This window comes from Pseudomonas syringae (genome assembly GCF_001698815.1).
GTDB classification, from domain to species: Bacteria; Pseudomonadota; Gammaproteobacteria; order Pseudomonadales; family Pseudomonadaceae; genus Aquipseudomonas; species Aquipseudomonas syringae_A.
In genome coordinates this window covers 36,496-62,511 of sequence record NZ_LGSI01000031.1, presented here as the reverse complement: position 1 = coordinate 62,511, position 26,016 = coordinate 36,496, and the positions used below count along the sequence as shown (strand labels likewise).

Genomic DNA, 26,016 nt, shown 5'->3' with positions numbered 1-26,016 from the left:
AGTGTGCCATGCAACCCCCCATGTTCAGACTGTTGAGTCGCGGCGCCGAACAGGCGGCAGGCTTCAAGCTCATGCAGCAACTGCGCCCGCACCTGAGCGATCTTGAATCATTCACCCGGCAGCTTGATCGCCAGGCCTATCAGGGTTATCGGCTGTGGGGCTTGTGGCAGGGCGACCAGTTGGCCGGGCTGATCGGCTTTCGTGAGCTGGAAAACCTGATCTATGGCCGCTTCATCTACGTCGACGATCTGATCGTCGATCCGACCATGCGTCAGTCTGGATTGGGCTCGGTGTTGCTGGATAAAGTCCGCGAAGAAGCCCGGCTGCGAGGCTGTGCTCATCTGGTCCTGGATACCGGCCTGCACATGGCGCTGGCACAACGCTTTTATTTCCGCGCCGGGCTGCTGGCCCGAGGCATGCATTTCGTCCAGCCACTGGACGCCGCTCAGGAGTCCGCCCATGCGTGAATTATTGCTGATCAATGCCAGCCCTCACGGGGAAGCGTCAGCCGGTTATGGACTGGCTGTCGAATGGGTCGACTCGCTGCGATCCGGACACGCGCAATTCAAAGTGACCCAGCGCGACCTGGCCGCACATCCCCTGCTGCCTATAAGCGATGCCTATGCCGCCGCGCTGACCCAGCGCAATCCTGTCGCCCAACCGGCGCTTGAGCTGTCCGAGCAGCTGATTGGCGAACTTGAGCGCTGCGACCTGCTGCTGATTGCGACGCCGATGCACAACTTCACCGTGCCTGCCGCGTTGAAGCTGTGGATTGATTACGTGGTGCGCATCGGGCGCAGCTTCGAAGCCAGGCCCGACGGCAAGGTCGGTCTGCTGCGCGACCGCCCGGTCTACATCATCGTCAGCTCAGGGGGCTTTCATCTCAAGCCTCGTGGGCAGCAACCCGATTTCCTCACGCCGTACCTGCTTGAAGTGCTGAAAACGATCGGCCTGTTCGACGTTCACTTCGTCTATCTGGAAGGCATGGTCCTTGGCGAAGAAGTGACCCGCGCGGCCTTTGCGGCGGCGGCGCAACAACTGGCCGGGAGTGGCCTGTCTTGAGCATCAGGGCTGGATGCACAGCTTTTCAAATCCACGGTAATGTCATCCATTCATTCGGGAGTATCCAATGAGCAAGCTTCGTCTTCCATTTTCAGACCTTTCCCCAGCGGCCTATCAAGGTTTGCAGAGCACCAGCATCGCACTGAGCAAAAGTTCTCTCGGTCAGGCGTTGGTCGAGCTGGTTTACCTGCGCGTTTCGCAAATCAACGGCTGCGCGTTCTGCCTGGACATGCATTCCAAGTCATTGCGCGCTGCAGGTGTGTCGCAACGCAAACTGGACTGCCTCGCCGGCTGGCGCGTCAGCGAACTGTTTGATGCGCGCGAGCAGGCCGCCCTGGCCTGGTCGGAATCCCTGACCCATGTTTCCACTCAGGGCGCATCGGATGAGCTGTATGCCGTGCTGAAAGACACATTCAGCGACACCGAGATCTCCGATCTGACCTTTGCCGTTTCGCTGATGAATGCCTTCAATCGGTTGGCGGTGGGCATGCGGCTGTAAGCCAGAGCCCCACACAACTCTTTGAAGTTGAATAGATCCCGTAGGACCGGCTTTAGCCGGGAGGAGGCCGGTACATTCGCAGCAGTTGCGCCGTCAGACCTTTTGCCCTCCCGGCTAAAGCCGGTCCTACGGATCCTGTGTGCTGGTCGAGATGGTTCGTGGCCTCAAAGCAAAAAAAGCCCGCAATGGTCACGCCATGCGGGCTTTTTTCGTTACGGCCAGTTATCGGGAACTGATTTTGCTCAACTCCGGCATCACAAAGTTTTTCACGATGTAGAGCGAGCCTTTTTCGCTCAAATGCCCGGAATCGATTTGCAGCAAGGAGTCGTCTTGCAGGCGCACCAGGCAGGAATTGGCGACACATAACTTGTCGATCAGCGAGACGAAATCCACCGATTGCGGGTCGATCTGGCGTCGGATCGCCTTGTCCGCGGCCATCACGCTCTGGTCCAGCGCCGCGTCCGTAATGTGCGATTCATTCAGGCCCCAATGGCGGTTGGCGATGACGCTGGGCAGTGACGGGTTCCATTGCGGCAGCGGTCCCAGCAGCACGATGTGTTTGACGCCATAACTCTTGAGCCGCGCGGCGATGTCGCTCCAGTGGGTCTTGTCGTGTTCATCCTTTTGCGCGATGACCACGACGTCAGGCTGCAGCTTCTGGATGCTTTCCAGGGCCTTTTTGTTGGAATAGTTGCACGTGACGCGCGGCGGGGTGGCGCGGCCGTTGTCCAGGGTCAGGCTGGGCCGACAACTGGCGGAAGCGACTTGATAGAACGGCGTGCCCGCGGGCAGCGACGTTCTTAGCCCCAGGGAAAGCGCCTGGGCGTGGGAATCGCCCCACAGGAACACGCCGCCTTCGCCCTGTTTGTGAGTGCAGGATTCATCGATGCCCGACAAACCGCGCTGGGTGAAGGCCGAAAAGGCATCGCACTTGAGCCAATAGAGTTCGTACAGATTCTTCTGCCGGTCCGCATAGTCCTGAACGAAGCGTGCCTTGTCCGAGATGCTCACGGTGCGCAAGGGTGAGATTGCGCCTTCGGTCGCGCTGACTGCAGTGGCAGCTGCAAACACCATGGTGATCAGGCCGCTGACGGTGGCGAATTTCCAGCGGCGTTTGGTGTTGGGCGCTTTTGGTGGCGATTTTTCGATCAATTGGTACGACGCCAGGCCCAGCGCAAAGGCACAGGCAATGCCGAGGAATGCATTGAATGTGTCGCCCAGATAACCGGCGTAACTCATGAACACCACGACCGGCCAATGCCAGAGATACAACGAGTAGGAAAGCTTCCCGGTCCATTGCGAGAACGGATTGCTGGTCATGAACGAATCCTGACGAGCCGAGATAATCACCGCCAGGGTTCCCAGCACCGGCAATAGGGACAGATAACCCGGCCAGACGTCTTTTTCGGAAAGCAGCACGAAACTGGCGAGCATCAGGCCCAGGCCAGTGGCTTCCAGCAGGCGCTGCGGCAGCGCACGCAGTTTGACCGGAAACACGCAGGCGACGCCGCCGACCAGCAATTCCCACGCCCTGGTCGGCAGCAGGTAAAACGCCGGTTCCGGCCACAGAAACGAAGCGACCACGCAGAAACCGAAGCCGAGCAGGCAGCCCGCGAGCATCCACCAGCGCAGATTGCGCTGGGCAATGAAGCGACTCAAGGCCAGCAGCGCCAGCGGATAGATCATGTAGAACTGCCATTCCACCGAGAGCGACCAGGTGTGCAGCAGCCATTTCTCGTGGGCGCCCGCCGTGAAATACCCGGCTTCGGCCCAGTAAACAAAGTTGGAGACAAACCCAAGGCTGCCAGCGATGTGTTTGCCCAGCTCGCTGTATTCCAGCGGCAGCAGATAAAACCAGCCCGCCAGGAGCAGCACGAAACACAGCGCCGCCAGCGCCGGAATGATTCGTCTGGCCCGGGACTTGTAGAACGCGATCAGGCTGAAATTACCCTTGTGCAGGCTGCGCACGATAATTCCGGTGATCAGGTAGCCGGAGATCACGAAGAAAATATCGACGCCCGCAAATCCGCCCGGCAGCCAGCCGGGGTTAAAGTGAAACAGCAGCACGGCGATGACCGCGATGGCGCGTAGTCCATTGATGTCTTTTCTGAAGTCCATGGCGTTTTTTCACATAGGAGCGAGGAGGCGGTTCAGGGCGTGGCCACTGTCTCCTCGGGGCTCAGGCTGATGATCTTGGGAAAATGGGTCAGGGTGACGGATACCGAACAACTCTGATTCGCGCACTGCCATTGCCCGCCCGACAGACTGCCTTTCTCGGGTTCAGCGGTGTCGATCAAGCGCACCGCTCCGGTCATGGGCGCGACGCTGGCAATGTCCTGCTGCAGAGTCGGGCCGGTTGTCCAGCCGACCACTACGCGCTGCGGACCTTTGTCGAAATACAGCAGGTAAATGTTGTCCGACTGCTGACTGGCCACGGCGTCGTAGCTGAAGTCCTTGATCACCGGGGCGATGACTTTCATGACCGGATAGGCCGGTTTTGGCGACAGGTCCTCGTTGAGCAAGCCGAAGTTGTGTTCCTGATCGGTCCGGTCGGGGCCATCGTTGACCAGGTCGTACCACCACATGCCCTTGAGGTTAGGCAGGCTGCGGGCGAGAAACAGAATTCGCGCCATGTACGCCGCCTGCACCGCCGGCGTGAAGCCGCAATTGCCCTGGTGGCTGGGCCAGGCCATTTCCGTGATGTAGATCGGCACATCGCGCCCGGCCTTGGCGCGGATATGCTCCTCATAAGCACGCATCCAGACCACCCAGGCTTCGGGGTTGGGCTTCACGTTTGGCAGGCAGTGGGCGTAAGGATGAACCGACAGGCCGTCGACCAGATCCAGCATGCCGGCGTCGATCAGGCGGTCGGCGAAGCCGTAATCCATGCCTTCCGGCGTTACCGAACCGGCGAGGATTTTCGCCGGTGTGCCTTCAACGTTCTGCGTATTTTTGCGAATGAGCGGCACCACATCATGCACCAGCGCGGCATAGTCGGCGCTGAGTTGCGGGTCTTTCGGCGCTTCGATATCCCACTCGTTCCAGATCTCATAGAAGGTCACGCGATTGCCCAGCTGGCCGGTCACGTAGTCCACATACCTCAGGAAATCCGCCTTGACCTCGCCGCTGCGCGGCTTGGCGTTGTCATGAAACCAGGTGCTGTAGTCGAGGATCGTCAACCTGCTCAGGCCCAGGCTCTGGGCGTCGGTCAGATAAGTGCGCCACCACGGCACGATGCGCAGCTCGTTGGCGTTGGGCGCTGCAGTGGACCAGTGCGCGTCATCCTTGACCGAGGCGATGCCTGCATCGGCCGCCAGTTGCAGCGCTGGCCGCGATGGCTTTGGGTAATTCATCAGATGCGTGCCGATGCCGAGAATGAACGGCTCTTGCGCATTTTCCTGGGCCTTGGCCAGGCCGCCGCTCAGGCATCCGACACATAGCATGCTTGCTGCAAAACGTAGACTAACCTTCATGCTCACCACTCAATTCATGTTGGGCAGGGTGGACAGCTGGAACTGCGCAGGGCGCGCGGTTTGTCGGCTGTCCAGTTTCTTGCCGGTCAGCACATGACCGAGTGCCAGGCCCAGAAACAGATTGGCCACCGCGATTTCGAACATGTCCGTGGTCCAGCTGATCAGGCAGCAGCAGAAGGTGATGGCCAGCAACGCCCGGGCAATGCGCGAATCGTCGTTGCTTAGGGCGAAAAACAAAGGAATCTGCAGGGCGTACAGCAGGGGACCGAACACCCCGAACAATCCCCACAAGTACATGAAGGTGCTGTCCGAGCCGACCAGCAATTCGGCGCCGGCTACCGGGAAAATGATCACCGAGCTGCCGAACATCCCGAATCCTGCGCCGGTGTAGCCATAACCTAACCGGGTCATGGCATCGACGACGTTGGGCCAGGTGTTGTTCAACCGGTCATACAACGACGACAGCGACGAACCGCCGCTGCTCACGGTACGGGCGTCGAAGTCATACAGCAGCCCCATCAGCGGCAGCAGCATGCCGACCACCACCGCGACGATGCAGGCGGCGCGGGTGGTCCAGCGCATGCGGGCAATCAACAACAGACCCATGGTCAGCAAATAGCCGCCGGCCGGCGCCTTGCTGGTGGTCAGGACGATGCCGTACAGGGCGACAAGGCTCAGCGCCAGAATCAGCAGGCGCGAGCGCAGGAACATCGCGATGTACAGGCTGTAGATCGCGATAAGGATCGACAGCGTATTGGATACCCGGGCGAAACCGGCGCTACGGTCCTCGTCACCGGCGGACCAGGTGGTGTTGGCGCTTAGCTGCGTCTCGCCAATGGCGTAGCTGTAGCCTTTCCAGGGCACCGTAGTGACTTTGTCCAGGGCGAGACCAACAAAACAAGCCACGAGGCATATGCCGATGACCCATATGAGCAGCCGACGGCGATGGATCAGGTGATCGCTGCAAACCATGCCGAACAATATCGGGCTGAGCGCGAACAGGGTGAAGGCGACGTTGTTGAGGGTGGCGCCATGCAACATGGCCAGGACGGCGGAAATCACCAGCATCAACAGGCTCAGCCACACGACGCGGCCGGCCTTGTAAGTGCGCAGCTCCATGAGCAATAGAATCAGGCAGGCGATTTTGGGCAGGTACAGCGCGGGCGACAGTCCTGCCTGGTCGAGATAAAAGCGCAACGCACCGGAAAAGGTCTCGACCACAATCAGGCTGATGGCGGCCCAGACCATGGCCGTCGACTTGTTGAAGGAAAGCATCGACGCGTTATCGTCGGCCCTGTTCGCAGAGTTCAACATCATGTTTTCTGCCTCTGTGGCGCTTGTTTTGAGAGATACCCCGTTGGAGCGAGGCTTGCCCGCGAAGAACGATAGCGCGGTGAATCTGGGCCACCGAGGCGCCTGATTCGCGGGCAAGTCGGAACGCCGCCCGCTCGCTCCAACGAATCGGGGGTTGGGCAGGCACAACGCTACCGCCCATCGACTGTTGAAAACGGTCAATAGAGGTATCAATCAAGATAGGGAAATGGCCGCTGAAGAAGGGGGCGGCATTCAGGTCTGGAGCAAACGCTCCAACTGCGCGACAAGGGCTATATCAGCCTGACTTCGGGAGACTGTCAATCTATTCGTCAAAAATTAATCAAACACCGACAAGCGTAACAATACTAACTTGCTAAGTTATTGAATCTATTGAGCGGTATAAATTTGACGGTGTAAATAATGCTGAAACGAGCACAGGTTATAGCGACTCTATAACGCAAAAACGGCAAGTCCAAGTCACCCCGAAACTTGCCGCTTAAAGCTTGCCGCTTGAAGCTTACGGATACTTACGTTTGTCAGCCGTTGGCGGGAAGTACTGATACAGCCAGGTTTCACTCAGCGTGCGATCCTGGGACTTGATGAACATGCGCATCTCAACCGGTTCAGCACCCTCGTTGGTTGGGTACCAGTCGAACGTCACGCGATAACCCTGAATATCCGGCAGCACCAGAATGTTGAAATCCTGAACCTTGCCGTTGGAAACCGTGACGATCGGTTCGATGGCCGTGCCTTCCGGCAAGCGTTCCAGGCCGCCACCGTTGAAGTCCACCGCGAAGCGCCGCGCCCAGACTTCCGGGTAATGCTCGCCCGGTGCCCAGCCTTCGGTGAAGCCGCCCATGCCGGAACGGGTGGCATGGACCTGCGCCAATGGCGTGCTGACCGGTGGTAGCGGGCTCCAGTACAGTTTGTAGCCAAAGTTGAGCGAATCGCCGGCCTTGACCGGGTTTTTCGGCGTCCAGAACACCACGATGTTGTCCATCGTCTCGCCGGTGGTCACGATCTCCACCAGATTCACCGAACCCTCGCCCCAAGGCGTGGTGGGCTCGACCCACAAGCTCGGCCGGCGGTGATACCAATCGACGGTGTCCTGGTAGCTGGTGAAATTGTGATCAGTCTGCACCAGACCAAAACCTTTCGGGTCCTTGTCGGCGAAGGCGTTGAACTGCAGTTTCGGCGGATTGTTCAGCGGACGACAGATCCACTCGCCGTTGCCGCGCCACATGGCCAGGCGGTCCGAGTCGTGGATTTCCGGGTGAATGGTGTCGCACATGCGGCGTTCATGGGTGCCGCAGCTGAACATGCTGGTCATCGGCGAAATACCCAGCTGGGCGATATCTGCGCGCGCATTGACGGTGGCGTCGATGTTCATCACCACTTGCCCGGACTGGCAGTCGATATCGAAGCGATAGGCGCCGGTCGCGCTTGGCGAATCCATCAGGGCGTAGACCACGAAGCGGGTCGCGTTCTTGTCCGGAGTTTCAAACCAGAATTTGGTGAAGTCCGGGAATTCTTCCTGACGCGTCGAATACGTGTCGATGGCCAGGCCGCGAGCGGAGAGGCCGTACTGCTTGTTGCTGTCCACGGCGCGGAAATAGCTGGCGCCCAGGAACGACACTACGTCGTTGATGGCGATTTCCGGTGCCTTGAACAGCTTGAAGCCAGCAAAGCCCAGATCGCCCTTGACCAGCGACTTGTCGATGCCGCTGGACTCGTAATTGAAGAGTTCGTGGCGGAAGTGGACTTCCCGCGCCTGCTTGGTCGTCGGGTCGACGCTGTACATGCGCACCGGAGTCTTGAAGCCCATGCCGACGTGGAAGAAATGCACGTCCAGCTGGCCTTTGACGTCGTGCCACAAGGAATGCCCGGCGTCGTATTTGATGGCGTTGAACTGTTGCGGAGTCATGTTCGCCAATACCGGCGGCAGGACTTGCTTGTTGCTGACGTAGCCACGGCCGGCCAGTTGTTTGGCGTGTGCTTTCAACGTATCGAAGTCGAAATTTTCGATCTCGCCATCGGCGGCGGCAGCAAAAGCACGTGCAACATAAAGCCCCGAGGCCGGCACGCTGCTATAAGCCGCCAACGCCATGGATGCTTTCAGGAGATTCCTGCGATTCATAAGGTGAAGCCTCTGACTAGTGCTGTGCGTCCTGCACAAGAGAAATGCGCGCTACGACTCCTTGCTGAACGCCAAACTACCCACAACAGATAACAAACACAGCAACCGGTTCGAAAAAAACATAAATAATTACGATTTAGCTGCATTCCAGTGTGTAAATCGATGTCTGGGCCGGGGTTTTGCGGTTTTCGCTGATTTTGCCTTGTTTTGGGCATGACAAAATTTTCACAAATGGGCCGGTATAAAGCGCGCTCTCTTTGGGGAGTAGCCTGCTTCTTTTCGTTAAGAAGCGTCCGTATCAACATTCTCGGCAACCTGCCGTGGTGCGGACACCTTTTTGGTTGGTGAGACCATCGACATTTTCGCGCCATAAGGTCGGGCGTGCGGGAGTGTCGTGGACTCAATGCCCGACCGGAAAAAACCAAACCGTGAATCCCATATCCCTTGTAATGCTCGCCCTGGCGATGTCGACGGACGCTTTTGCTGCGGCCATCGGTAAAGGCTCAAGCCTGCACAAACCGCGTTTTATCGAAGCCCTGCGCATGGGCCTGATCTTCGGCGTCGTCGAAACCATTACCCCGATCATTGGCTGGCTGATTGGCAACGTTGCGTCCAAATTCGTCGAGAGTTGGGACCATTGGATCGCCTTCACCCTGCTGCTCGTGCTTGGCCTGCACATGATCTACAACGGCCTGAAGACCGCCGACGAGGAAGAAGAGAAAACCACCCGGCATGGCCTGCTGTTGCTGATCGTGACTGCGACTGCCACCAGCATCGATGCATTGGCGGTGGGCATCGGCCTGGCGTTCATCAACGTCAATATCCTCGTTGCTGCAGCGGCTATCGGCTTGGCGACCATGACCATGGTCACCCTCGGCACCCTGCTCGGCCGCGCCCTGGGCACCATCGTCGGCCAACGCGCGGAAATCGTTGGCGGCGTGGTATTGATCGCGGTGGGCTCGATGATTCTGTATGAGCATCTTTCAGTCGCTTGATAAAGATCCCGTTGGAGCGAGGCTTGCCCGCGAACCAGGCGCCTGGGGGTCCCGGATACACCGCGTCATCGTTCTACGCGGGCAAGCCTCGCTCCCACGACCGCACTCAAGACTGCGTCGGCAACCCAATCACACTCATTGCCGCCTGACGCAACGCTTCGGAGCGGGTTGGGTGCGGATGGCTGGTCAAGGCGATGTCCTCGGACGACGCGGCAAATTCCATCGCCACACAGAACTCGCCGATCATTTCGCTGACGCTTGGCCCGACCAGATGCACACCGAGGATTTCATCGGTGCGCTCGTCGGCCAGGACCTTGGCGAAGCCTTCGGTTTCGTGATTGACCTTGGCCCGACTGTTGGCGCTGAACGGAAACTTGCCGACTTTGTAAGCGCGGCCCTCGGCCTTGAGCTGCTCTTCGGTCTTGCCGACGCTGGCCAGTTCCGGACGGGTGTAAATCACATTCGGGATCAGGTTGTAATCGATCTCGCCCGCCTTGCCGACGATGCGTTCCACGCACACCGAGGCTTCATCTTCCGCCTTGTGTGCCAGCATCGGACCGGACGTCACATCACCGATCACCCAGATGCCTTCCGCTGCGGTGCGATGCCCTTTGTTTTCCAGCATGCCGCGCTTGTCCAGCTCCAGGCCGACCGTTTCCAGCCCCAGGCCTTTGGTGAAGGGCCGACGTCCAATGGACACCAGCACGTAATCCGCTTCGATCAACTCAGCCTGGCCGCCCGCCGCCGGTTCGACACTCAGGCTGACGCCGTTCTCCGAGGTCGTAGCCGTGGTCACCTTCGAACTGAGCTTGAAGTTGATGCCCTGCCGCGACAGCGAGCGATGCAAGGTCTTGCCCGCTTCCAGATCGCTGCCATGGGCGACGTGGTCGAGAAATTCCACCACCGTCACCTGCGCGCCCAAGCGGCGCCACACTGAACCCAACTCCAGGCCGATCACCCCGGCACCGATCACCACCAGATGCTTGGGCACTTCAGTCAGCGACAGCGCGCCGGTGGAATCCAGAATGCGCTGGTTATCGATGTCCACGCCGGGCAATGGCGTCGGCTCGGAACCGGTGGCAATGATGATGTTCTTGGCGTGCAGCTCGGTTTCGGCACCATTGGCGTCGGTGACGATAACCTTGCCCGGCCCGGCAATACGGCCCCAACCCTTGATCCATTCGGCCTTGTATTTGCGAAACAGAAACTCGATGCCCTTGGTCAGGGCCGTCACGCTTTCGCTTTTCTGTTTCATCATCTGTGCCAGATTCAGGGTCGGCGTGACCTCGATGCCCAGCTTGGCGAATTCTTCGCCGGTGGCCGCTTCATACAGTTCCGACGCATGGAGCAACGCCTTGGAGGGGATGCAACCGACATTCAGACAAGTCCCGCCCAACGTTTCGCGCCCTTCGACACAGGCAACGCTCAAGCCCAGCTGACCCGCGCGGATGGCTGCGTTATAGCCGCCGGGGCCGCCGCCGATGATTACAACGTCATAACTGCTCATGCCCATATGCTCCTGAAGTTGAGAATGGAGGGAAGCGTAGCTCGTGAGTCCGCAAAGGGGTCGTGAGCGATTAGATTATGGTTGTAATGTTTATGCGGCCGAGCGTCAAGCGGGCTACACCCACCAATACCGAACAAGGTGAAAGAAGATCGGCGCGGCGAAGCAGACCGAGTCCAGTCGATCCAGCATGCCGCCGTGACCTTCGATCATGTGCCCCCAATCCTTCACGCCACGGTCGCGCTTGATGGCGGACATGACGATGCCACCGGCAAAACCGAGCAGATTGATCAGCAGGGCGATCAATGCGGACTGCCAGGGATTGAACGGTGTGATCCACCACAGCGCGCCGCCGATCAGCGACGCCAGGGCGATGCCGCCGACGAAGCCTTCCACGGTCTTGGACGGCGACAGGTTCGGCGCGATCTTGCGCTTGCCGAACAACTTGCCGCAAACGTACTGCAACACGTCCGATAGCTGCACGACGATCACCAGATAGGCGATCAGCAGCAGATTGCGGCCTTCGTAACCGGGGATTTCCAGAGTCAGCAACGCGGGTACATGTGACACGCAGAACACGGCGATCATCAAGCCCCACTGGACTTTCGACGCGCGCTCCAGGAAGTGCGTACTGTCGCCACCCAGCGACGCCAGGATAGGCAGCAGCAAAAACACGTAGACCGGAATGAAGATCGAAAACAGCCCATACCAGCTCATGGCGATCAGCACGTATTGCAGCGGCAGCGCCAGATAGAACGCCGCGACCAACGCCGGGTAATCGCTCTTGCGCGTCGGCGTCAGGGTCAGGAATTCCCGCAGCGCATAGAACGACACGGCGTAGAACAGGATGATCACTGCGCTATAGCCCAGCGCGAAGGCGATGCCGATCACGATGACCATCACCCACCACGCGTTGATCCGCGCGTTGAGGTTGTCGATCACCGAGTTCGGGCCGCCAGCCCGGCGCTTGAGGATGAAACCGATGGTGGAGGCCAGCAACAGAATCGCGCCGATCCCCATGAACAACATTTGCGTCTGCTTATCCATCAATGCTGCTCCGGAGCCAGGGCCAGCAGCGCTTCACGGCTGCGCAATAAAAACTGTTCTTTGATCTCGTCACTGCCCAGCTGCAACGGCGTGCCGAAACTGGTTGTGCATAACAATGGCAACGGCAATACGCGGCCCTTGGGCATGACGCGGTTCAGGTTGGCTATCCACACCGGCACCAGTTCGGCTTGTGGATAACTTTTCGCCAAGTGATACAGGCCGCTTTTGAACGGCAGCAAGCCGTCTTCCAGATTGCGCGTGCCTTCGGGGAAGATGATCAGCGAGTCGCCGTTCTCCAGCGCTTCGAGCATCGGTTGCAAGGGGTTGCTGTCCGGCGTCTTGCGCTGGCGATCGACCAGCACGCCATTGAACACGCGATTGATGATGTAACGCCGCAGCGGACTGCTTTGCCAATAATCCGCGCCCGCAACCGGTCGCGTCAGCTTGCGCAACGCAGGCGGCAGCGAAGCCCACAACAGCACGAAGTCGCCGTGGCTGCTGTGATTGGCGAAATAGATGCGCTGCACGGGTTCCGGCGTACAACCCAGCCAGAGACTGCGCGCGCCAGTCACGCTTCGCGCGCCGGCAGTGATGATCGTCGCGACCAAAGGTTCGAACATGGCGTTTCCTTATGATGCGGTGAAGGACAACCAAGGGAAGATCAGAATCGCGCCCAGCATCACCAGCAGCTGGACGGCAACAAACAACAATTGTTGGCGCAGCAGCTTCAGCGCGCCCTTGCTGCGCAGCGTCCAGGATCGCCCGGATTTATCCACAGGCTGAAACTGCAGGGCGACCAGCGCTTGATCGAGGGCAATTGTGCGCTCGGCCAGTCGGGCTTCATCGCTGGCGACTGCCTGGAACAGGTCCGCATCGAATGCGACGCGCAGCGCGTAGTATTTTTCGATCAACCCCAGCAGGACAACGGCCGCTGCCAGTAGCAGCAGCAAAGGCATGGTCGGAGTTATCAACAGCTGTACCAGCCCGAATGCCAGGCCAAGCAAGGTCAGCCCTGTGGACAAGTTATCCAGCGTCTTGCCCCGGCGCAGAAGGCTGGCGACGATATGCAGCTGCATTTCACTGGACATGACCTGATCCTGTAGGAGCGAGCGGGCGGCGCTTCCGACTTGCCCGCGAAAGCGGTGCGCCAGGGGTATCGCCTTCGCGGGCAAGCCTCGCTCCTACGATTTCCTGCAAGGCTTTAACATGCGCGGCGCGCAGCACCACGCCGGGCCTTGCTTGGCGGATGATCGCAATCGCGTTATCCACAGTCTCGGCGCGACCGCTGTGCAAAATCCAGGCGGCGACCGCCGTGGCGCTACGCGAATAACCCAGCGCGCAACACACCAACAACGGGCCTTGCTGGCGCAGACGTTCGATGGCTTGGGCTGCAAGCAGACAGGTCTGCGCCGTGGGCGCGACAAGATCCAGAGTCGGAATCGCCTGATAGCCCCGTGAATCCGGTTTGATCGGCAGCTCAGCGCACATATCCACAACAGCGGCGAAGGGCTTGAGCTGGTCTCTATCCGGCAGACGACCCAGCCAGACGTTATCCACAACAAGATCGGGCTGTGGGTGCTTTCTTGTCCACAGTCGTGAGTTGATCCAGGCACCGAGCAAGTACGGCGCGAACAGCCAATACACTGCCGGGCTGAGGCTGCCGTCCTGACGTTTCTGGAAACCGGCGGCATCAAACACCAGATAATTCAGCGCGACCAACAACAGCGAGCCTGCTGGCCAGGCCAGCCAAAGCCATGCGCCGCCCAGCTTCAAGGCGGTCACGGCCAGGACTATTGCGCCGAGGCCATAAATGGCAGTCAGCTTCAGATGCTTCGGTCCCAGGTTGAAACGCGCCGCGAGCAAAGGGCTGCGGCCTTCATCCGGCCACAGCCACACACAGAACCAACCGGCCAGCGCGCCTGTGGGTAAGTCGATAAAGTGATGTTGATAAGTGGTCAGCACCGAAATGCCGATCAGGCTGAACCAGCCATGCAGCAACCAGCGCCATGCCTGATGGAAATTCTGCAAATAGCGGTCGTAGCAGACCCACAGCACCACCAACAGCGCGATGTGCAGCGAAGGCGCCTGATTGAAGGGCTTGTCGAAGCCAGCCAGCACGGCGAATAACCAGCCAAATACGCCGTCCAGTTCCGGACGCTCGAAAGCGAAACGCAACGGCCAGATCAGGAAGCAGCTCACCGCAATCAGCTGGGCGCTGAACAGGCGCAACGCGTGAGTATCCAGCTGTCGGCGAGTCAGGCACGCCAGCAACGAGAAACCGTAAAGCAGGTCAATGGACCAGTAGGGCACGATGGTCCAGGCCCAGAATGGCATGTGCGCTTCCCAACCGAAGGCCAGGCTTGGCACGTCGCTGCGCTGCGCCGTCACCCAGGTGGCGAAGCCGTAGCTGGCGAAGAAAAACGGCGCCAGTGCCAATAGCCAGACCACGGCGCGTTTCCACAAACCGGCTTCGCGCATCATCTTCAATTGATCCGCTGCGCCAGCGACACGCTGAAAATCCCCCATTCATCCACACGCTGGGTGATCTTGCGGAAACCAGCGGCCTCCACCAGTTGATCCATTTCCGTCTGGCTGCGTCGACGCATCACCCAAGCCTGGCCTTGACGGTGGCTGGTCAGGGCGCGGGCGATCAATTCCAGCTGCGGGTGCCACGGCTGACCGGTGTACACCAGATAACCTCCCGGCTCGACCGCTGCGGCCAGACCCGCCAGCGAATCGCCGACCATCTGGTTACTGGCGAACAGCTCATACAGGCCGGAAACCACGGCCAGCGTCGGTTTCGGGTCCAGAGCAGCGAGGTCGTTGCGGTCGAAGGCGTCGGCCTTGATAAAGCGCGCAATGTGACCCAGACCTTTCTGTTCGATCAAGGCGCTGCCATCGCGCACATTGATGTCGCTGTAGTCTCGCAGCAGGATCGACTCCGGCAACGGATCGACGCCTTGCAGGGATTCGAGAATGTAACGCCCGTGGCCAGCGGCGATATCGACGATGCGCACCGGTTTGCCCTGATTGCGCAGATGCTCCATGGCTAGGCGCAGCAGCTCTTCAACGTGCAGCTTGCGCTGGCGAATGCCGCGCCAGCCGATGGAATCCAGGTAATTCTTGTCGATCATCTCACCGAGCTTGCCGCTGCCGGTGGGCTGGTTGCGGTAGACATAATCCAGCGTGCTGCCGGAATCGAAACCGGTATCGAAACCCAGTTTCACGCCTGTGGATAACTTGCTGCCCAAGCGCATGCTGGCCCGGGTCATGCGCCAGTACAGATCGCGCAGCGAGTTATGCGGCAACGGCGCGGCCAGCTCTTCGGACTCGGCACAGGTCACGCCGAGCTTGTCAGCGTCCAGCAGGGAAGGGCGGGTCGCCGGCAGTTCGAAGTTTTGCAGGATAAAACGCCGCGCACGACTGACCGCCAGGTGGCGATCACGCTCGCCGAGGGTGTCGTGAAAGAAGCCCGGCAGGATATGTTTTTCCTTGCGCACACTGCCCAGCCGCTCAAAAAAGCGCTCCTGCGGGCCGCGATGCACCACAAAGTCCGAGCCGGAGATCAACAGCTGAGTCGGAATCGAAATGGCCTGCGCATCGGCTACAACCCGATCAGCCGCTTCGTACAAACCGAGCAGCACATTGACCGAAATTGCCTTGGTGATCAGCGGGTCGCTGTCGTAGGACGCAATGCGCTGCGGGTCATGGCTGAGGAAGCGCGCCTTGACGTAGCTGTTGACGAAAAAATTGCCTTTGAAGGTGCGCAGCAGCGCCAGCCCCGGACGGGCAAACGGCACGTACAGCTTGACCTTGAAGGCCGGAGAGGCGAGCACCAGCGCGCGGATCTTCGGCGCGTAGTCATGAGCCCAGGTCGCCGCGATGACCGCGCCAACACTTTGCGCAACCACCGCCATGTTTTCTTCGGCGATGTCGAACGTCGCGCTCAGGTAATCAACGAAGGTTTGCATGTCGCGCACACTGGTGGCGAAGCTCGGGCTGTCACCACGCGCGCCGGGTGACTGGCCATGGCCGCGTGAATCCCAGGCAAAGAAATCGAAACCCGGCAGATCCAGCTCATCCACCAGATGCGCAATGCGCCCGGAATGCTCATGACCACGATGAAACAACAACACGGCCTGGCGCGGGACCGTCGGGTCCTGATTCGCTGCGGGCCAATGGCGGTAGAACAGCTCGACCCCGTCATGGGTCATGAAGCGCTGATCCTGAACGTCACGCATGTGGATATCCTTATGCCGGGGTGTCGTTGGCTATTATTTTTCGTCGCGGGAGGTTGTTGGATCAGGCGTTTCGGCGAGGCCACGGCGCACGCGATTGACCACGGTGTAGACCAAAAGCGCGGTAATCACCGTCAGAACAATATTTATCCACAGCCCGGAAAGCCAGCCGATGGCAACGCCTGCCCCCAACACGCCGAAGACAAAGGCCCGATCACTTTTGCCCATCGGCCCGTCATAACGCCGCGAAGCGCCGATCATCGGGCCGAGCACGCCTGCGTACTCACTGAAAATCGCCCACAAAGTGACCATCAGAATCAGCAACAGGTTCACATCGGGAAGCAGCGCGAAAGGCAGGAACAACGCGCTGTCGGCGATGACATCGGTCAGTTCATTGAGATAAGCGCCAAGCCGCGACTGCTGGCCGAATTCACGCGCGAGCATGCCGTCGACGGCATTGAGCGCCATGCGCACAATCATCCACAGCGGGATCAGCACGAAAACCCAATGATGCGCGGCAAATAACGCGACCAACGCGCCGATCACGATGGACACCGCGCAGGCACTCAAAGTGACCTGATTCGCCGTCACGCCTCGGTCGAAAAGACGCTGAACCAACGGCCGCAGCAGGTTTTGAAAGCGGGGTTTGAGCTGATAGATCGAAATCAACGTACAACCGTCCTTGTCGTGAAATTCGCAGGAGGCGCCTGTGGATAACTATTACCACGACGCCAGGCTGGCCCGGATGCTAGTGAACCACAACGTAACGCGATTGAGGCGAGGTTGTTTGTGCGGTGGGTCTCAGGGTGGGAAAGGCACACATCTGTTGGAAGCTAGCTCGCTCCCACAAACAGCAATGATGAATTGAAATGCTCGTTGGAGCGAGGCTTGCCCGCGAATCAGGCGCCTCGGTGGCCTAGATCCACCGCGTCATCGTTCTTCGCGAGCAAGCTCGCTCCCACAAACACTTTGCCGCTTCAACCCTTGTGCTCAATCAACTTACAGGCTTCGATGAAGTTCATCTTCTTCTTGTCCATGGCGTGCTGCACAAGTTGTGTGGCTTTTTGCAGGGCGGGGCTGGGTTTGGCCCATTGATCGGGNTTCTTCTTGTCCATGGCGTGCTGCACAAGTTGTGTGGCTTTTTGCAGGGCGGGGCTGGGTTTGGCCCATTGATCGGGTGGGATGGGTTGCGACCACTGTTGAACACGCTCGGGCATCGCGGGTGTCCCCGCTTTATGGCCCCATTCGGCGATCATGTAGGGCATTTTCCAGAAGCTCAGGACGCGCCAGATATACCAACGACGCAGCGGCCAGCGTGAGCGCGGAGTCAGGCCGATTTCTGCGCGGCGCTCGTCAGTGAAGCAACTGTGCAAACCTCCGTCTTCTTCTTTCATCAGCTTTTCGACCTCCCAGGTATGCAACCCTTCATAAGGTCGTAACTCGTATTCAGTCAGTTCGCGGCCTAGCAGGAGCCTCAGCCATGCACCCGTCTTATCCGTCGGAACACCCTGTTCCATATACAGCCGAATAGCCTCCCAGGTACCAATGGCATGGGCCTGGCTGGGTTTGTCGAACAGAATCGGCTGCACCGTACCTTTCTCCTCATTTTCCAATGCCATGCCGAAGGTATAGAAAGTCGTGGCGTTGTATTGGGTCACCATCTGGCCCTGAGAAATCCAGGCGGTGACCTTTTCCCAGGGCACGATCAGAATTTCATGGGTTTTGCTGTCGACAAAACAGACTTCTCGGCGCTGGCGATTGAAGCGCAGGGGGTATTGGCGTGCTTGTTCGCGGGTTTGGGAGATTATGGTGTGAATGAATACGCCAATGTTCAATATGCCCACCGGAAGACCAATACTCCAAAAAACCTGAAAAAATAATTTGAGATCATTGGAGAATGTGTTGTTCGTACCCGGGGGGGTTAACACATGGAAAGCAATTGTAAGCCCCATTGGCATAATGAATAAAATCGTGATCACCAGCCAAATTACCCACGCTAATAATTTTCCCTGCCACACCATTCCTTTATTGCTTCCACCCAGTTGTAGATAAACGTCATTAAGCTTCGGAAAATCTTGCATGCTTACAGGTTGCTGACCGGTATAAACCGGCAAAGGCGCAAGATAGAGGGTTTCTTCCGAACCGGTCCTGCGCACTTCTCCTGCTTTGGGGTTTTGACTTTCCTGTGCGGCTGAAGGCGGCGCAGGTTCGGTTTTGCGTTTAAAAAATTTAGTTAGCATCGCAATTCAAGCCTTACGCTCAATCAACTTGCAGGCGTCGATGAAGTTCATCTTCTTCTTGTCCATGGCGTGCTGCACAAGTTGTGTGGCTTTTTGCAGGGCGGGGCTGGGTTTGGCCCATTGATCGGGTGGGATGGGTTGCGACCATTGTTGAACACGTTCGGGCATCGCGGGTGTACCTGCTTTATGGCCCCACTCGGCGATCATGTAGGGCATTTTCCAGAAGCTTAGTACCCGCCAGATATACCAACGGCGCAGCGGCCAGCGTGAGCGCGGAGATAGCCCGATTTCTGCACGGCGTTCGTCACTGAAGCAACTGTGCAAACCACCGTCTTCTTCTTTCATCAGTTTTTCGACTTCCCAGGTATGCAACCCTTCATAAGGTCGTAACTCGTATTCAGTCAGTTCGCGGCCTAGCAAAAGTCTTAGCCATGCACCGGTCTTATCCGTCGGAACACCCTGTTCCATATACAGCCGAATAGCCTCCCAGGTACCGATGGCATGGGCCTGGCTGGGTTTGTCGAACAGAATCGGCTGCACCGTACCTTTCTCCTCATTTTCCAATGCCATGCCGAAGGTATAGAAAGTCGTTGCGTTGTATTGGGTCACCATCTGGCCCTGAGAAATCCAGGCGGTGACCTTTTCCCAGGGCACGATCAGGATTTCATGGGTTTTGCTGTCAACGAAACAGACTTCCCGGCGTTGGCGATTGAAGCGCAGGGGGTATTGACGTGCTTGCTCGCGGGTTTGTGAAACCAGTATCTGGATGCAGTTACCTATAAGAAATGCACAACCTGGTACACCGGTCCCACCAAAAAAAAGGAATGATAGACCGAGGTCGTTGGAAAATGTGTTGTTTGTTCCTTCGGGTGTGAAGGCATATAGAAACGTCGCGATAATAAAGGGGGAGATAAGTATATAAAAAATTGATAACCAAATAACCCACGCCAGCATTTTTCCTTGCCACACCATCCCTATATTACTTCCGCCCACTTGCAGGAAGACGTCATTAACTTCCGGAAAACCTTGCATGCTCACCGGTTGCTGGCCGGTATAGACCGGTAAAGGCGCAAGATATAGGATTTCTTCCGAACCGGTCTTGCGCACTTCTCCTGCTTTGGGGGTTTGACCTTCCTGCGCCGCTGAAGGCGGCGCAGTTTCGGCTTTGCGTTTGAATAGTTTATTTATCATCAGATGCTCCCAGATCCACTTCGCGCAGAAGCCGGGGTGGCGTAGCCGTTAGTTGCATTGACTCCTCCGTCTCCGCTTTGTAAGCGAAGACGCCCTTGCGCTCGCGCCAGCGACCTTCAACCTGTTGGCGGTGCAGGTCCAGGACGTGGAAAGTTGACCGGTGGTTTATATCGCGATGCTCTTCCAGGTCATAACTGACTGCTATCGCGAGGCCAAAATGATCGGAAATCAGTGGGCGCAGATCGAGGCTGAGTACCAAGGCACCCTCCGTCGGGCCTACTCGTTTGAGCTGCCCTGCCAGGGCTTCGCTGCACACCGCCCAATGCACAGGATTTTGCGACCCGTAAGGCGCGTTGTAGTCCCTCTGCCGCTGGAGTGCCTCAATCCAGACTTTTCGGTGTTCCATTTCGCCGCTGCGTATGCCGGGGAAGGTCAGCCGCAATTCGGTGCTGTGCTCGGTACGGACCAGTTGGCAAACGGGTTGCTGGACGATGGAGGCTAGCTTGCTCCAATCCTCATCCAGGCTTAGGCCGAGCGACTGCTGGCCCCATGCGCTGTGCAATACCCATTTGTTCAACGCATCGAGATTGAAATAGTTGAAGAGTGCTTCACCCATCAATTGCAGACCAGTTGCCGCGATTCCAATCAAGTTGGCCCTGGTCGCGATACCGACCAGCTGGACGCTGCGCTCAGCCCAGGCAAGAGCGCGCATATGCGCCGGCATACGCATTATTTCCTTAGTAATTGAGTACGTATGCCTGAATGCCCAGACATGGGTGCCCACGAGGACGGAATCTCCACTTATTTGCACAGAACTTGCTGCCATCTTCTTGCCGTCGCCTTCTGCTAACGCATCAGCCCATTGCTTGGTGTGTTTGCCTAGATCAATCGCTCCTGCAAGAAAGCCAAAGAAAAATGTGCCCAGTCCAGTGAACGCAGACCACTTACCCAGCTGATTCATGGTATTGAGCTTGCCACCCGCACTTTCCATCTGATCGATATGCGCTCGCAGAACATTGATGGATAAGCCCTGAGCTGCTGCAAAGCCAGCAGACAAGGTCGTGATAAAAGACTCGCCGATATCGAATACGTCTTTCCATCCACGATCCTCTTTCGAAAGGATCTTCGACGCCACATCGAAAAACTTCATCGCCTGAAAGTAAAACAACACCACCGCGATTTGATCACCTTTGGATTGCATCACTCCGCGCATCGGTCCCTTGAATGTCCCGGTGCTGCGGTAGTCGTTCACCGTGCGGCGCATTTCCTCATTGAGTTGCGGGTCCATATTGCCCAGCACCAAGCCAAACTGGCCCGCACCGCCGCCGGGTGTCAGCGCCAGACTGAGGCGCTCTTCTATGGGGCCCAGTTGATATTTGACGAGGTTGATATTCTCATTCAGCCGTTTTCGAGAACCAATCGGATCGGCATCGGTCGTCTGTCCTCTGAGCTTTTCACGACGCTCCTTATAAAGCGCCTTGAGGTCGTCACGCAGGGCAAGGGCTGCGTTGCGGTCGCGGTTGAACAGTTCATATTCGGCGGCTGAGGCGATACGCAATTGCAAACCGCTGGAGGCATAAGCACTGAGCAAGCGCAGTCGCGCAGCCGGACCTATATTGCGAATGAAATTATTGGGATCTATTTGCACGCCACTGGCGAAATCTCGCCGAACCAGATCCAGTTCATGGGCCACCCGCAACTGCCGCGCCGGATCATAAGCACTGCCCAGCAAACTGTTCAAACCACTAAAGCGGGTATTCAGGTTGTCGTAGTTGGGCAGGCTCTGGCGCATCAGGCTATTGAACTGGTTCGCCAGTGCATCCATGTCGCGCACTACGCCGGGGGCGTCGGCGAGCTTGATGCTGAAGTCGCTGAGGTCGGCAAGTTTCTTGCGCAGGTCCGCCTGGTCAGCCAGATTCAGGGTGTCCAGGCCAGGCACCTGCACTAACGGGTTTTTCTCCAGATACGCCTGGAGTTGTTCGGTAGCTTGTTGATCGTCACAGATGGCCGCCACGCAATTGAACTCGCGCTCCAACCGGTGTTGAATCTGCTCGTCTTGTCGAAAGTCGTAGTACCACGCGGCGCGATGGAAATGGCCTTCGATAATCATCTTCAGCCGGTCGGCGCGGATGCTTTTAAGTTGACCGCGCCAATGACTCAGAAGCTTCTGGTGCTTGAGCGCAAAAGCTTCCATGGGTTCGCGATGAACCAGTTGATGGATGCCTCGCTCGCCGACTTCCTTACCGCTCAGCGCATACCAGGTCGCCAACTCAAGGTCGGTGATGGCGGGGCTGTGTTTATCGAAAAGCTGCGGACCCAAGGCGTCGCGCATGTCCACCGTCGCCTTGGCCAGTGGATTATGTTGCGCCTGATCGCGCCAACTCTGCTCGTCGCCGAAAATGGCAGGGCCACGATAGTCGCGCTTGACGCGCAGATACTCGAGGACCTTTTCCCGTTGATCCTCGTTGGTGTCGTCAAGCAGCGCCTGGTAGCGTTTGTCTTTAGACGCCAGTTGATCAAGGCGTTTCTGGGTGACCTGATACATCGACTGGATGTAGGCCCCGGTCAGGTATTTGCGCTGGGTGTCCTCATCATTGCTCCAGCGCCCAATCCAGTCGGCGACCTTAAGTTGCGCCGCAGCCAGATCGAGCATGACGCCGATATCGTCGCGTACCACCAGAAACAGAAAGTCGTGTTTATGTGCGCCGTTGACCTGACTCGTCAGCTCCTCGATCGAGGTTTTGCGAAATAGCGGTTTATGTTCCCAGTGATAGGCGGTGTTTTCCTCCGGGGCGGCGCCTTCGGGTAGATCCTTTGCTTCAGTGGTTTCCGCCGTTTCTGCCAGCCAGTTTTGGGTCTGTTTCTCCGTCAGCAGGTGCGCGCCAACATTCTCGCAGTCGATCTGGCCGAAGCTGACGTACTGCATGTATTTTTCACGCTCGGGCGGTTGACCGATCACCTGCGAGCATTTGTAGGCCGTCCATTGAAATTCGGAATATGCCACGTGCAGCGCGCTGTGCCGGGGGAAAACCAGATCTGGTTCGCCAATGGCGCTGGAGCGAGTGTCGGCGCTGACTTGTGGACCTTTCCAGAGCAATTTGCTTATCGATCCTTGCTCGACACGGTATTCGTGCAGGTAACCGCTGGCCTTGTCGACGATGTATAGATAGCCATCACGCAGCAGGCGCAAGCCCATTTTTCGGCTTTGCAGCTCATGGGGCATCGGAATGTCGCGGCTGGGTTGCAGGTTTTCCACAAGTCCATAGCGTAGCGGCAGGAGCTGGACGGTACGTTTCATCAGCGGACAGGTGCCACCGGCATCCAGCGGTTTGGCAGGGCGGGCCTTGCCCTTCAGGTTGGCCAGGTGGCCGCGAGGTGAATCGTTGGCGGCGCTCATTGCGTGCTCCTCTGCGCGGCTAGTTCGCTGGCACGGTCAATCCGCTGGAAAGACGTCAGCTCGGATTCAACGGTCAACAGCTCAACAATATCCGCGTGCGAATTGACGTTTTGCTCGCCTAAAAAACCGTAAACATTGGCGTACAGCCAGATCTCTCGATCATCTTCAAAGCCTTGTTCGATAGCGGAGTTGGCCAGTTCATGAAGGTGCGCCAAGCGCTGGGCGGGTTGCAGATCCGCTTTGTAGTCAGGAAAGAAGTGCTGCATATGTAGATACAGCTCACCGATTGACTTGTGAAAGGCGGCGGCCTGCAACGCAGTCCATTGCGCGGCGCTGGGTACATAAGGCTTGTAGTACTGAGGCTGCGGCATTTCGCCAGGGCGTTTGTATTGCTGCCAGCCATCTAGCGGCGTATTGGCAACGACGATCTCGGAGCAAGGGCCAAAGACCTGTGCATTTGGGTGCAGATCGGCCGCAAACAGAGCATGTGCGACGACGGGATCGGAAATGCGCAGGAACATTTCATCCAGCTGCGCAGGCTGGATGCTGGTCAACCAGCGCATATGGTCCAGTAGCTCCGTCCAGGGGCCATCGCTGAATAACAGATAGCCCCACTGATTGCGGGTGTTGGCCAGAAACTGCAGCAGAGCCGGATGTTCAGGGTGAGTGATATGTACCAGACAGGGCGAAAGTCGGCTGATTCCTGCCCATTGCGTACGCTGGTACAGGAGGTCCAAGTGGGGGGCTTCCGACCACTCATAGAGGCGCTTGATCAGGTCTTCTACTTGAAGCGCATCAAGTAACAACCCAACGGTTTGGCCCCATGGCAGATCATTGGGTAAATACTGGGCCTGGCTTGCCAATCGTGTGCTCATAAGACTTCCTTGTTATTTTCGGCGCATTTCGGACAGAACAAAGCACCTTGTTCTATCGCTTCAACCTGTTTGTGAGGTACCAGCGGCGGGCTGTTTGAAAGGGCGGGTTCTGCTGTTGATTTCGATAACGGCGCGGGCAAGCCCGGCACCGCAGGCATCCCCGGCATTGGCACGCCACCCAGCAGGATTGGCACGCTGGTGAAAATTCCTGCAGGTGTGATGGATATCCAGTGCCCGCCCGCCTTGATCGTGGTGGTGAGGGTCGCGTCGATGACCATGTGCTCCCCGGCAGCCAAGTGGACTTCCAGTGCGGCGCTGACCAGATGATTCGCCGCGCTGATGTGCTGATTGCCCACCACCGTCAGGGAATCATCCGCTAGCACCTGCGTCTTGCGCGGTCCGAGGGTCAGGTGATGTTCTTCGCCTTGCAGTTCATGACTGGACAGCCCGGTGACGAGGACGCTGCGCTGGTTGTCGACCTGGATCGACTGGTCGTTGAGGACATGCTCTTTCCAGTCGCGTTGGGCGCGGATGGCGATTTCTTCCTGGCCCTGGCGGTCCTCGATGCGCAGTTCGTTATAACCACCGCCGCCGGGGCTGCTGTGGGTCTTGAGCAGGGTCTGGGTTTTCTGCGCGGGCAGATCCAGCGGCACGCGGGTGCTGGCGTTGGGCAGGCAGGCCTGCACGTAAGGCTGGTCGGGATCGGCCTCGAAATAGCCAACCACCACTTCCATGCCGACCCGAGGAATCATTGCCGTGCCGTATTGATCATGCGCCCAGCCGGTGGCGACCCGCAGCCAGCAGCTGGCGTGTTCGTTTTGAACGCCTTCGCGGTCCCAGTAGAACTTGACCTTGACCCGACCATATTCATCGCAATGGATCTCTTCGCCGGTCGGGCCGCTGACGATGGCGTGCTGGCTGCCAAGGATGCGCGGCTTGGGGTGTTTGAGTGGCGGGCGAAAGGGCGTCAGGCCGGGGATCGCTTCGAAGCGGTTTTGGTAGCCCTGGCTGAACTCGCCGGGCTGCGCGGCGCGGTCGCTGTATTCTTCCAGCACCTGCGGCTGTTTGCCTTCATGGACAATGGCGGTCAGCAGCCACTGGGCATTCCAGTCGTCGCGGGGATGTTCGGCGAGGGTCAGCAGATGGCCGCTGAGCAGCGCCGGTTGATTGCTTTTGCCGCTGGCCAGTTGATAGTCGCTGCGATGCCGTTCCAGTACGGTTTGCGCCTGGCGCGCGCCGATCTGGCGGTCATTGAAGGGCGCCGGATAGCGGTAATCCTCCAGGTCCACACGCCCGTCCGTCAGCTTCGCACTGGCGTGCATGTCGATCCCGGGTTGTTCGAAATCATAGGTCTGGCGACTGACTTTGCCGGTGCGGGTGGCGAGGCGCACGCTGAACGCGTTGATCACCGGCGCTTCGGCCACCAGTCCGTTGCCTTGCAGGTAGGCCGTAGGATTTTTCACTTTGGGCAGTGCGACAGGGTCGTCGGCGAAGATCAGCAGGTGCCGGTCGCGGCTGTGCTCAAAGTGGAAGGACAAGCCCTCTTCTTCACACAGGCGACGTAGGAAATGCAGGTCGGTTTCGTGGTACTGGGTGCAGTAGTCGCGTGGCGGGCAGCTTTTGCTGCTCAGACGGAACGCGAACTCATCGGCGAGAATGCCATGGTCCTTGAGCACCAGGGCGATGATCTCCGGCACGCTCTTATTCTGGAAGATCCGGTGATTGTGCCGATGTTCCAGGCGTAGCAGGTTCGGCACCAGCCGGATGAAATAGTGGGTAAAACGCTTGCCGGAATCGCCCTGGGCGATTTCGCCGATCTGCCCGTGCAGCCCGTTACCCAACGCGTCAAAGGCCAGAAAGGCCTGACGATGCAGCACGTCTTCGAGCGCAAGATTGGCCCGTTCGCTGACCAGTTCGATACGCACGCTGAAAGGCCGGCTGACGGCCTCTTTGGCAGTGAAACTCAGGACGCGAAGCCGATGCTCAACCCCCGCGATATCCAGCGTGAAAGTGGCTTGATTGGCGGGGGTGGGCATGGGCAAGT

The 26,016-nt window shown here is 58.3% G+C and carries 19 protein-coding genes and 1 riboswitch; of the genes, 4 read left to right on the top strand and 15 right to left on the bottom strand.

Annotated features, from left to right (window positions below; genetic code table 11):
* The first annotated feature begins 8 nt into the window (after positions 1 to 8).
* The 3 genes from AFK24_RS07905 to AFK24_RS07895 all read left to right on the top strand — a co-directional run bounded on the left by AFK24_RS07905 (position 9) and on the right by AFK24_RS07895 (position 1,561).
* The gene (locus AFK24_RS07905; RefSeq protein WP_065832731.1) at positions 9 to 467 is read left to right on the top strand and encodes a GNAT family N-acetyltransferase; all 459 of its coding nucleotides are present in this window, start codon (positions 9 to 11) and stop codon (positions 465 to 467) included.
* Positions 460 to 1,062, top strand: coding sequence for an FMN-dependent NADH-azoreductase (locus tag AFK24_RS07900; RefSeq protein ID WP_065832730.1), 603 nt, complete (start codon positions 460 to 462; stop codon positions 1,060 to 1,062). Before AFK24_RS07905 ends, AFK24_RS07900 begins: the two co-directional genes overlap by 8 nt.
* A gap of 67 nt (positions 1,063 to 1,129) precedes the next feature.
* Positions 1,130 to 1,561 carry a carboxymuconolactone decarboxylase family protein gene (locus AFK24_RS07895; protein ID WP_065832729.1) on the top strand — a complete coding sequence of 144 codons (432 nt, stop codon included), beginning with the start codon at positions 1,130 to 1,132 and terminating at the stop codon, positions 1,559 to 1,561.
* A gap of 222 nt (positions 1,562 to 1,783) precedes the next feature.
* Here AFK24_RS07895 and AFK24_RS07890 read toward each other — a convergent pair whose 3' ends face one another.
* From AFK24_RS07890 to AFK24_RS07875, 4 genes are all read right to left on the bottom strand, one after another.
* Positions 1,784 to 3,679 carry an acyltransferase family protein gene (locus AFK24_RS07890; protein WP_065832728.1) on the bottom strand — a complete coding sequence of 632 codons (1,896 nt, stop codon included), beginning with the start codon at positions 3,677 to 3,679 and terminating at the stop codon, positions 1,784 to 1,786.
* 32 nt (positions 3,680 to 3,711) lie between these two features.
* Positions 3,712 to 5,034, bottom strand: coding sequence for a hypothetical protein (locus AFK24_RS07885; RefSeq protein WP_080482076.1), 1,323 nt, complete (start codon positions 5,032 to 5,034; stop codon positions 3,712 to 3,714).
* A 9-nt stretch (positions 5,035 to 5,043) separates the two neighbouring features.
* Positions 5,044 to 6,351: a hypothetical protein gene (locus tag AFK24_RS07880; RefSeq protein WP_065832726.1), complete on the bottom strand. Its 1,308-nt coding sequence runs from the start codon at positions 6,349 to 6,351 to the stop codon at positions 5,044 to 5,046.
* A 514-nt stretch (positions 6,352 to 6,865) separates the two neighbouring features.
* Positions 6,866 to 8,485 (bottom strand): glucan biosynthesis protein D, encoded by a 1,620-nt coding sequence (locus tag AFK24_RS07875; protein WP_065832725.1) that lies wholly within the window; start codon positions 8,483 to 8,485, stop codon positions 6,866 to 6,868.
* 247 nt (positions 8,486 to 8,732) lie between these two features.
* Positions 8,733 to 8,904: riboswitch (yybP-ykoY riboswitch) on the top strand.
* Positions 8,905 to 8,913: 9 nt separating this feature from the next.
* Between AFK24_RS07875 and mntP the strand changes: the two genes are divergently transcribed.
* A complete protein-coding gene (gene mntP, locus AFK24_RS07870) occupies positions 8,914 to 9,480 on the top strand; it encodes a manganese efflux pump MntP (RefSeq protein ID WP_065832724.1) in 567 nt (188 codons plus the stop codon).
* Between the two features lie 106 nt (positions 9,481 to 9,586).
* Here the strand turns inward: mntP and lpdA are convergent, their stop codons facing one another.
* From lpdA to AFK24_RS07810, 11 genes are all read right to left on the bottom strand, one after another.
* Entirely contained in the window at positions 9,587 to 10,987 is a 1,401-nt protein-coding gene (gene lpdA / locus AFK24_RS07865) for a dihydrolipoyl dehydrogenase (protein ID WP_065832723.1), read from the bottom strand.
* Positions 10,988 to 11,101: 114 nt separating this feature from the next.
* On the bottom strand, positions 11,102 to 12,031 hold the full coding sequence (locus tag AFK24_RS07860) for a phosphatidate cytidylyltransferase (RefSeq protein WP_065832722.1): 930 nt from the start codon (positions 12,029 to 12,031) through the stop codon (positions 11,102 to 11,104).
* Positions 12,031 to 12,651, bottom strand: coding sequence for a lysophospholipid acyltransferase family protein (locus AFK24_RS07855; protein WP_065832721.1), 621 nt, complete (start codon positions 12,649 to 12,651; stop codon positions 12,031 to 12,033). The genes AFK24_RS07860 and AFK24_RS07855 overlap by 1 nt, the downstream gene beginning before the upstream one ends.
* 9 nt (positions 12,652 to 12,660) lie before the next feature.
* Positions 12,661 to 13,119, bottom strand: coding sequence for a hypothetical protein (locus tag AFK24_RS07850; RefSeq protein WP_065832720.1), 459 nt, complete (start codon positions 13,117 to 13,119; stop codon positions 12,661 to 12,663).
* Complete coding sequence (locus tag AFK24_RS07845; RefSeq protein WP_240500361.1) at positions 13,109 to 14,518, bottom strand: phosphatase PAP2/dual specificity phosphatase family protein; 1,410 nt, start codon at positions 14,516 to 14,518, stop codon at positions 13,109 to 13,111. The genes AFK24_RS07850 and AFK24_RS07845 overlap by 11 nt, the downstream gene beginning before the upstream one ends.
* Positions 14,515 to 16,272, bottom strand: a complete 1,758-nt coding sequence (locus tag AFK24_RS07840; protein ID WP_065832719.1) for a bifunctional alpha/beta hydrolase/class I SAM-dependent methyltransferase — start codon at positions 16,270 to 16,272, stop codon at positions 14,515 to 14,517. Before AFK24_RS07840 ends, AFK24_RS07845 begins: the two co-directional genes overlap by 4 nt.
* A gap of 33 nt (positions 16,273 to 16,305) precedes the next feature.
* Complete coding sequence (locus AFK24_RS07835; RefSeq protein ID WP_065832718.1) at positions 16,306 to 16,938, bottom strand: CDP-alcohol phosphatidyltransferase family protein; 633 nt, start codon at positions 16,936 to 16,938, stop codon at positions 16,306 to 16,308.
* A gap of 1,577 nt (positions 16,939 to 18,515) precedes the next feature.
* On the bottom strand, positions 18,516 to 19,700 hold the full coding sequence (locus AFK24_RS07825; protein ID WP_080482074.1) for a hypothetical protein: 1,185 nt from the start codon (positions 19,698 to 19,700) through the stop codon (positions 18,516 to 18,518).
* Positions 19,690 to 23,097 (bottom strand): toxin VasX, encoded by a 3,408-nt coding sequence (locus AFK24_RS07820; RefSeq protein WP_065832716.1) that lies wholly within the window; start codon positions 23,095 to 23,097, stop codon positions 19,690 to 19,692. The genes AFK24_RS07825 and AFK24_RS07820 overlap by 11 nt, the downstream gene beginning before the upstream one ends.
* The gene (locus tag AFK24_RS07815; RefSeq protein ID WP_065832715.1) at positions 23,094 to 23,972 is read right to left on the bottom strand and encodes a DUF4123 domain-containing protein; all 879 of its coding nucleotides are present in this window, start codon (positions 23,970 to 23,972) and stop codon (positions 23,094 to 23,096) included. Before AFK24_RS07815 ends, AFK24_RS07820 begins: the two co-directional genes overlap by 4 nt.
* Positions 23,969 to 26,008, bottom strand: coding sequence for a type VI secretion system tip protein VgrG (locus AFK24_RS07810; RefSeq protein ID WP_065832714.1), 2,040 nt, complete (start codon positions 26,006 to 26,008; stop codon positions 23,969 to 23,971). Before AFK24_RS07810 ends, AFK24_RS07815 begins: the two co-directional genes overlap by 4 nt.
* Between the last annotated feature and the right edge of the window lie 8 nt (positions 26,009 to 26,016).